The organism is Alkalibacterium sp. MB6, assembly GCF_009935905.1.
Lineage (GTDB): Bacteria > Bacillota > Bacilli > Lactobacillales > Carnobacteriaceae_A > Alkalibacterium.
The window spans coordinates 22633-31112 of sequence record NZ_PREX01000027.1 but is presented as its reverse complement, the minus strand read 5'-3'; the positions used below and the strand labels follow the sequence as shown (position 1 = coordinate 31112).

General features: G+C 38.1%; 9 protein-coding genes. 1 reads left to right on the top strand and 8 read right to left on the bottom strand.

The annotated features are described in order from the left end of the window. Positions 1-361: 361 nt before the first annotated feature. Positions 362-1099: an O-methyltransferase gene (locus C3945_RS09995; RefSeq protein WP_161879542.1), complete on the bottom strand. Its 738-nt coding sequence runs from the start codon at positions 1097-1099 to the stop codon at positions 362-364. A 123-nt stretch (positions 1100-1222) separates the two neighbouring features. On the opposite strand from C3945_RS09995, the gene cbpA reads away from it, so the two are divergent. After that, complete coding sequence (cbpA, locus tag C3945_RS09990) at positions 1223-1861, top strand: cyclic di-AMP binding protein CbpA (protein WP_161879541.1); 639 nt, start codon at positions 1223-1225, stop codon at positions 1859-1861. Between the two features lie 97 nt (positions 1862-1958). Here cbpA and C3945_RS09985 read toward each other — a convergent pair whose 3' ends face one another. The 7 genes from C3945_RS09985 to C3945_RS09955 form a co-directional block, all read right to left on the bottom strand. Further along, the gene (locus tag C3945_RS09985) at positions 1959-2453 is read right to left on the bottom strand and encodes a QueT transporter family protein (RefSeq protein WP_161879540.1); all 495 of its coding nucleotides are present in this window, start codon (positions 2451-2453) and stop codon (positions 1959-1961) included. A 188-nt stretch (positions 2454-2641) separates the two neighbouring features. Next, positions 2642-2998, bottom strand: coding sequence for a type II toxin-antitoxin system PemK/MazF family toxin (locus C3945_RS09980; RefSeq protein ID WP_161879539.1), 357 nt, complete (start codon positions 2996-2998; stop codon positions 2642-2644). Positions 2999-3078: 80 nt separating this feature from the next. Beyond that, positions 3079-3330: a hypothetical protein gene (locus C3945_RS09975; protein WP_161879538.1), complete on the bottom strand. Its 252-nt coding sequence runs from the start codon at positions 3328-3330 to the stop codon at positions 3079-3081. Positions 3331-3535: 205 nt separating this feature from the next. Next, on the bottom strand, positions 3536-3898 hold the full coding sequence (gene acpS, locus C3945_RS09970; RefSeq protein WP_161879537.1) for a holo-ACP synthase: 363 nt from the start codon (positions 3896-3898) through the stop codon (positions 3536-3538). Between the two features lie 239 nt (positions 3899-4137). Further along, a complete protein-coding gene (locus tag C3945_RS09965) occupies positions 4138-5598 on the bottom strand; it encodes a DEAD/DEAH box helicase (RefSeq protein ID WP_161879536.1) in 1461 nt (486 codons plus the stop codon). 310 nt (positions 5599-5908) lie between these two features. Further along, the gene (locus C3945_RS09960; protein WP_161879535.1) at positions 5909-7312 is read right to left on the bottom strand and encodes a UDP-N-acetylmuramoyl-tripeptide--D-alanyl-D-alanine ligase; all 1404 of its coding nucleotides are present in this window, start codon (positions 7310-7312) and stop codon (positions 5909-5911) included. 12 nt (positions 7313-7324) lie between these two features. After that, positions 7325-8395 carry a D-alanine--D-alanine ligase family protein gene (locus C3945_RS09955; protein WP_161879534.1) on the bottom strand — a complete coding sequence of 357 codons (1071 nt, stop codon included), beginning with the start codon at positions 8393-8395 and terminating at the stop codon, positions 7325-7327. Between the last annotated feature and the right edge of the window lie 85 nt (positions 8396-8480).

The following is an 8480-nucleotide window of genomic DNA, read 5'->3' as shown; positions in this document are numbered from 1 at the left end:
CTATAGTTGTCTTGATTCATAAATGAACCGAAGACCCCTGCACATTTGGTTGTTTTACTTTGTTCAGTTTTCAAAGATCTAGTGTTTCTCATTTGGGTTGTCTGCGTTTCGCAGCAACTTTTATATCATACCACCGCTTCGATTGAGTGTCAACACTTTTTAAAAATTATTTTTTAAATAATTTGAGTTGTGTTAACCTATCTCTCTAAGCAACTATTATATTGTATCTCGTTACCGCAAGTTTGTCAACAAAAACTTTTTTGTTTCTTATATGTTAAGTTGAACTTCTTTTGCAGCAACGAGATTAATATTATCAGATTATTAGATGCTCGTCAATACATTTTTGTAAAAACCTTTCTTTTTATTCTTTTTGGTCTGTTTCTTCTATAGTAGCTTCAGGAAGCATGAAGTCAAAGTCAGCATCTTTTCTCTTTGTAATCATTAATAATCCGTCCCCAACAGGTATGATGGTTGCATCTAGTGCCGGGTGATCCAATACTACAGATAAGAAGTCATTCAGCTTACGATGAATTTTCCGTCGTCTTCTTGGGATGTCTTTATCCTCTTCCAGAATCGTACCACCCTGCAAAACATCATCGACTGCCAAAACACCTCCAACTTTTAGCATGCGGAAACATTCCGGAAAGAAATCATAATACTTAGCCTTAGCACTGTCCATGAACACAAAATCTACAGTATCTGTTTCAATCGTTCGTAATAAGTCTCCCGCTTGTCCTTCCAACAAAGTCACTTTGTCCTCTATGTCTAATTCTTTAAAGTGCTGTTTGGCTTTAATCATCATGTCTGGATTGCGCTCGATTGTTGTGACGTGAGCTTCTGGGTGGCTAGCTTCTAGCATTAATGCTCCTGAAAAACCAATAGCTGTTCCCACTTCTACGATTATCTTCGGTTGCAATATAGGAAGAAACCAGTTAAAAAAAGCCACAGTTTCGTGAGGAATAACCGGAACCCTCTTTTCATTCGCTTCTGTTTGGATATCTTTTAGTCTACCTGTCAGCTGTTTTTGAGATGTTCTTAAAAAATCCCTTACCGCTTCATCTATAACAGGCATGTCCATCATTTCATTTCTTTTAATCATTTTATGGACTCCTTCCGTATCTTTTCTTTATTTTACAAGGAATAGGCTATTTTACCAAGAGTGAATCTGTTATAATTAAAATGTGAAAACACGAAATTTTAAATGAGAAGGAGCAAATAATTCATGCTTATTAAACAACTATCACTTCCTAAAAGTATGGTATCAACTATTTCTGAAGAAGCAACTCTAGCTGAAGCGATCACCTTATTAGAAGAAACAGGATACCGTTGTGTCCCTGTTTTGGATAAAAGCGGAAAAATATTCCGTGGGAACATCTATAAAATGCATATCTATCGTCACAAATCTCAAGGCGGAGATATGGATTTACCTGTCACTCATTTACTTAAAAATGCGACTAAGTATGTTCAGATTAATTCATCTTTCTTTAAAATATTCTTCATGATCAAGGATTTACCTTACATTACAGTATTAGATGAAAACAATCATTTCTATGGCATTCTTACTCACAGTACAATAATCGATTTACTTCAGCAGTCTTGGAGCATTGACCAAGGAAGTTTCGTCTTAACCATTGCCTCTCCTGGTCAAAAAGGAGACTTGGCTGATATTGCTAAAACGATTAACCGCTTCTGCTCTATTATGAGCTGCATTACTCTAGATGTTCAAAGAGAAAACAAAGTTCGTCGAACAATTATGACTCTTGAACCGGGTGTTGACCGTCAAGTTGTTGATGATATTTCTAAAGCTTTAGACCGCAGAGGGTTTAAAGTGGTTCAAGTTGAAGACCTCCACAACGGTTAGGCCTTATTTACAGTGATTTGCGTTAAAAAAGCAATGCCTTCAGCTGAGAAATCTCAGCCTAAGAATGCATTGCTTTTTTTGCGCCATGTTTTAAGTATTACTGTTCTATTCGTTTATTAAAGTTAAGTTTTTTATCGAGAGCCATAACAATTGGTATCCCAACCATCATGGTAACAAATTGACCTAAAAAGACGGTCAGATAGTTAATCCAAAAAACTTCTACTGCTCCTATTAACAAAAGCATAAGGGCTATCATGAAACTCATCACAGAAAAGACAATCGTATTGATGACCATTTTTTTAACAGGTGATTGGACTCTTTTAGTTAATACAAAAAAGATAATAAATGACAAAATAGTGTGTCCAACACCTAGCACCCAATCATACACTCCAAATGGAGATAAAATTAAGTTAGTCAAAATAACTCCTGCTGTTACACCGTAGGCATACTTTTTATTAAACACAGCCAGGTGATTCAACATCTCTGATAATCTAAACTGCACAGCACCAAAAGCGACTGGGGCAACCATTATAGTTATTCCCGTATATAACGCTCCTATTATTGCATTAATAATCCACTGTTTTGTTTTCATTCTATTCCTCCTAGTTTTTATATCGTGGGTTGGCGCTTTCGAACCACGGTTGTTTATGGCAACTGATAAAGTTTATCATGTCTGACGATTGACTTCAACCTTTCATATATAGTCGCTAGGTCCAAAAACGCAAAAGAGCAACTAGAGAAAGGCTATCCTCGAATTGCTCGTTTCATTTAAGTAATGTATTAAATATGTCTGTATTTATTGGACAATCCTACACTTATTGCCAAGGCTTCGTCAACCTGTTTCATTGTCTCGCTATCTAAGCGAGTCACTTGGTCTTTTAAGCGTTGTTTATCAATTGTGCGTATCTGCTCCAATAAAACGACTGAGTTTTTTTCTAAGCCTTCATCTGCCCCTACTTCGACGTGGGTAGGCATCTTGCCTTTTTCGATCTTAGTCGTAATGGCAGCTACAATAACTGTGGGGCTGTATTTATTCCCTACGTTATTTTGAACAATCAAAACAGGTCGCATGCCTCCCTGCTCTGATCCCACAACCGGCGACAAATCGGCATAGAATATATCTCCACGTTTAACCATAGGCTTTCCTCCTCGAAGGAGCCTTTTAGATCAGGTCACTTCGTTCTAGTCAGTTTAAAGACCAAAAATGTCAGCTACCTTCAGACATGAGAATGTGCTTCGCTTTCGCACCCGTCAAACTCAGAGCATATCTCTAAATTGAGGTTTCCCATTTCCTCATACCCTTTCCTCATGGCATCCATTTTATTCATCATATCTTTTATCAAACACTGAACGGCATCGGAAACTATTTCTGTTTTCTCAACGTCTACGTCCAGACAGTACTCTTCAAATTCTTCGTATATCGATTGATCAAGCTCAATAATCATTTTTTTTATGTGCTGCTGTCTCATTAATGCGCCCTCCAAAACAATATTGCTTCTAACTTGCTATTTTTTCAATAGCGTGTTGACTAACACCATTAGAAGCTAATCGATGATGATAAATATACTCCACAAGTTAAGGTAGCCTACCTTTTCCTTGCTGTCAGTTTATCATGAAAGGCGCGTGTTATGTGGCCAACATTGTGACAATTCCTTGACCACAAGAATCAACCAGTTAAATATGTTCGATTTTTTCTAAAATAACTTGAGTGACGGCTAACGATCCTGTATGAGATATAGAGACCCATACTTTGCCATCAAAGGGACTTTTCGTCACAACCGGCTTTCCTCTTTCGTCAGGCAAAACCTCAATATCCTTAAATGTCACTTTTCCTATGCCCGTTCCCAATGCTTTAGAAAAAGCCTCTTTGACAGAAAAACGACCGGCTAAAAATTCGATTTTTCTTTTGTCAGCCATTACATGAAACAAGGCAGCCTCTTTCTCAGTTAATACTCGGTCCACAAATGTCTTGCGTTTTATGTATGCTTTTTCAATCCTCTCTATGTCTACTACATCCAAACCCACCCCAACAATCATACTATGTCCTCTCTTCTTTGTTCATTAACACTTGTTATTATTGAGCTACGATTTAATCTTAACAGATTCTAATATGAATGTCATATAATAACTTCTTATACGCCTATCATCTATATTCGCTATGATTCCAGTGCCTCTAAACCTTATATAGGCTCGCATATAAAGACAAAATAAAAAGCCCGTTAAGGAGCCATATTTGAGAATATGTTTCCTTAACGGGCTTTATCGTCTTACCCAAATTAATTACTACGGTTAGGGCGACGGTTTCTATTTTGCTTGCCTCTATTGTCATTTGAACGACTAGAATTCCCTTTATAGTTACGGTTTCCACCGCCACTGCCTTTACGTTTAGAGAAATTCCCTTTACGTCCTTTATCTTTGTTAGGAAGTGGACGTTGTGGTGAGATGCTGACTGGAATGTCAGACGGATCTTTTACCATCGCTTTAACAAGTGCTGCAGCCAAGTCTTCTGCTGAATAAGAACTCAGCAATTTATCAGCAGCATTTTTGTATCTTTCCAAACCATTTTCATCGATAGATTTTTGAATATCATCCATTGCGCCTTGCAATTGACTTTCCAAAGCTTCATCGTTGGTTGGTGGGCGAAGTGGTGTCATTTTCTGTTTCGTTAAGTTTTCAATTGTATGCAAGTAGCTCATTTCACTTGGAGTAACGAAGGTTACAGAAACCCCTTCTTCTCCTGCACGTCCAGTACGTCCGATACGGTGAACATAGCTTTCTGGATCTTGTGGAATATCATAGTTATATACATGAGTTAAGCCGGTAACGTCTAACCCTCGTGCAGCAACGTCTGTAGCTACAAGTATATCAATTGCACCACGTTTGAAGTCTTTTAATACACTCATACGTTTACCTTGAGTTAAGTCGCCGTGAATACCTTCAGCTGTGTAACCGCGCATTTCCAAACCTTTTGCCAATTCGTCAACACGTTTTTTCGTGCGTCCAAATATAATAGCAGAGGTAGGGTTTTGAACATCGATTAAACGAGTCATGATATCAAACTTCTCGTTATCTCTTGCTTTAGTAAAGTATTGTTCAATAGAAGAAGCTGCTAATGTTGTTGTTTGAATACGAACCGTTTTAGCATCTTTCATAAATCGAACAGCAATGCGTTTGATTGGTTCAGGCATTGTTGCTGAGAACAATAGCGTTTGACGTTCTGACGGCGTTTCACTAATGATTGCTTCAATGTCGTCAATGAAGCCCATGTTTAACATTTCGTCCGCTTCGTCAAGAACCAATGTTTCAACTTCATTTAATTTCAACGTTTTACGTTTGATGTGGTCTAACATACGTCCTGGCGTACCAACAACGATTTGTGCACCACTTTTAATTTGTTTAATCTGTCTGCTAATGTCTGCTCCACCATATACTGAAACAACTTTAACACGTTTATCTTTACTTAAGCGGAACAATTCTTCCTGTGTTTGGATAGCTAGTTCACGAGTTGGTGCGATAACTAAACCTTGTACAGTTCGGTTGTTTACGTCAATCTTTTGCAACATCGGTAGACCAAAGGCTGCAGTTTTACCTGTTCCCGTTTGAGCTTGTCCGATAACGTCGTGCCCTTCTAATGCCAAAGGAATCGTTTGTTCCTGGATTGGTGTGGTTTCTTCAAACCCCATGTTTTTCACTGCTGATAGTAATTCTGGTAATAAATCTAATTCATTAAATTTCAAAAATTGTTTCCTCCTATTATTTTCCTTAGCTTGTATTCGTTTTTGAGCCAAGGATGATGACACTCTTAATAGAGAAACATCGTTTAAAGCAACGTAAGTCCCCGTGTTATTTCAAACAAATGCCCTAGTGCACACCGACCATCAAACAGTTGATGTGGTACACCAGGGCGGGACATATTCTTGACTCAGTATTTAATTTTTATGTGTTTAAATAATCAAACGAATAGCTTTCCTTCGTACAAAAACCATCTTAACACGACAACGATATGTTTTCAACTGTTTTCAATCAAACAAGTGTTTTGAATACGTTTTATTCGTTTTCGCTCTGACTTAACTCTGACACAACTTCCAAGAGGCCTGTACTTCGACTAGACTTCAGCAATACAGTATCGTTCGGTTGAACGCTGTCTTTTAAAAATTGAATGAGCGGCTCTTTGTCTCCTTCGAAATGAAACAGGTGGTCTGTTGACATGTGCTTAGTCATTTCTTCATAAAGATACGTCATATCTTTGCCGTACAAAACAAGCAAATCAATAGCATCAGGGTGAATCGCTTCATGAAGACTAACGTGCATTTCTTTTGCGAACTCTCCTAATTCCAATATATCTCCTAAAACAACGATTTTCTTTCCTACCACATCAATCTGCTGGAAGTAATTCAAAGCTGCCTTCATGGATGATGGGCTGGCATTGTAAGCATCGTTTAACAACACTGAATCATTCCAACCCTTTTTCCACTCAAGTCTATTCTTTGTTAATTCAAAATGAGTTAATGAGTGATACGCTGTCTCATAATCGATGCCAAGTTCTTCTCCAACTAAAATAGCTGCCAGAGCATTTTGAACATTGTATACTCCAGGTATAGGAAGTGTGCAAGACAACTGGTCATCTCTATTTGTAGTGAAACGTGTGCTTCTTATCGATGGTTCGATGATTAGCGGGTAGAGATCGTTGCCCTCTTGCTTACCAAACGTTTTAATCGTTCCGATGTGTTTGGACACTGATGGGCCTATTACTTTTTTTGAAAGCAGGGGTTCTTCACCAGGGTAGATGAGTGTCCCACCTTGCATCCCATCGATAATTTCAAACTTTGCATCAGCAATCCCTTCTCTTGAACCGAGAAATTCAATATGAGACTCCCCGATCATTGTGATAACTGAAATATCAGGTTTAGCGATCTTGGAGAGCAAACTAATTTCATCTCGGCCACTCATCCCCATTTCCAAAACGATGACTTCAGTATCCTCACCCATTTCTAAAATCGTCAACGGCAAACCAATGTGATTATTAAAGTTACCTACCGTCTTATGCGTTTTAAAAGTTGAAGAGGCAACAGCCGCAACCATGTCTTTCGTCGTTGTTTTTCCGTTACTTCCAGTAATAGCGACTACTTTAGGCTTTATCTTTTTTAAATAGGCTTGAGCAAATTGCTGAAACGCTACTAGAGTATCTGTTACTTCTATTATAGCTATCGATTGAGGGGCCGTTTCTATTGGGTCACTCCAAAAAGCAACGCTTGCTCCATTATCTATCGCTGACTGAATAAACTCATGCCCATTTCGATCAGCCACCATAGGAACAAACACGTTATTCTCTTTTATCGTACGAGTATCAAAGGATACACCTGATGCAACTGTTTTAGGATCCCCATAATACAAGCGTCCTCCTGTCGCTTCAACAATCTCTTCTAGCGTCCATTGTGCCATAAATGACATTCACTTCTTTCTTTAACTAGTCAAATTATCTTTATTTCTGTTTGTATTTGCAGTGTGCTTATCTTTGTGTCTTCTAATACCTAATTGAATGACTTCTTGAATAAGGTCTTCATAAGGCAGACCCGTTTTGGCCCATACTCTTGGATACATACTGTTTTGAGTAAAACCTGGGAACGTATTAATTTCGTTAATATAAATTTCATTATCTTCGGTCAAAAAGAAATCCACTCGAGACACCCCACTACCATTAATGGCTCTAAATGCCTCTACTGCCATTTCTCTTAATTCCTTTGCCAATTCATCAGGAATATCTGATGGGACCTGCCTAATGACTTTATCGTTGATATATTTATCTTCATAATCATAAAATGATTTATGCTTAACTAATTCCCCAGGTACGGATGTGTGGATATCTTCATTACCTAATAAAGCCACTTCAATTTCTCTCACTTCCACACCTTTTTCAACTACAATCCGATGATCGTATTCAAAAGCTAAGCCCATAGCTCGAATCAAGCCCATATGATCATCAGCACGAGCAACTCCTACGCTAGAACCCATATTAACTGGTTTAATATACATAGGGTAGCCAATATCGGCTTCCAGTTGGTCACTGACTGTCTCCGGATCGATAGTCCATTCATTTAAATACACTTCTTTATAAGGTAAAATTGGCAGGCCTGCATCACTAAAGATTCGCTTGCTCACTACTTTGTCCATCCCAACAGCGCTGGTCAAAACACCCGCTCCCACATAAGGGATATCGAAGACTTCAAACAATCCTTGAATTGTTCCATCTTCTCCATTAGGTCCATGAAGCACAGGGAAAGCGACACTTTCTCCTTCTAGCATCTCATTAAAGTTAAAATCAATTTTATTATCTGTTCGTTCTAGGTCTTCTTTGGCAGGCACTTGATCTTTTGATTCAATCGTTTCACCTTTCAACCATTTTCCTTCTTTAGTAATATACACTGGAATAACCGTGTAATACTCATAATATAGGATAGTCATTATTGAATAAGCTGATTTTAGAGAAACTTCGTGCTCGGCACTTTTCCCTCCATAAATTAGATAAAGTTTCATTACTTGCCTCCTATGAACCGTTTTTTATTACAAACTATACCATTATTTTACCACACTTTTGACTAGTCTCTATACTGATTTACTA

Coding starts and splice junctions, on each gene's coding strand:
- C3945_RS09995 (WP_161879542.1), bottom strand. CDS start 1,099: ATGATTAAAAGAAATGAAATGATGGACATGCCTGTTATAGATGAAGCG.
- cbpA (WP_161879541.1), top strand. CDS start 1,223: ATGCTTATTAAACAACTATCACTTCCTAAAAGTATGGTATCAACTATT.
- C3945_RS09985 (WP_161879540.1), bottom strand. CDS start 2,453: ATGAAAACAAAACAGTGGATTATTAATGCAATAATAGGAGCGTTATAT.
- C3945_RS09980 (WP_161879539.1), bottom strand. CDS start 2,998: ATGGTTAAACGTGGAGATATATTCTATGCCGATTTGTCGCCGGTTGTG.
- C3945_RS09975 (WP_161879538.1), bottom strand. CDS start 3,330: ATGAGACAGCAGCACATAAAAAAAATGATTATTGAGCTTGATCAATCG.
- acpS (WP_161879537.1), bottom strand. CDS start 3,898: ATGATTGTTGGGGTGGGTTTGGATGTAGTAGACATAGAGAGGATTGAA.
- C3945_RS09960 (WP_161879535.1), bottom strand. CDS start 7,312: ATGTCATTTATGGCACAATGGACGCTAGAAGAGATTGTTGAAGCGACA.
- C3945_RS09955 (WP_161879534.1), bottom strand. CDS start 8,395: ATGAAACTTTATCTAATTTATGGAGGGAAAAGTGCCGAGCACGAAGTT.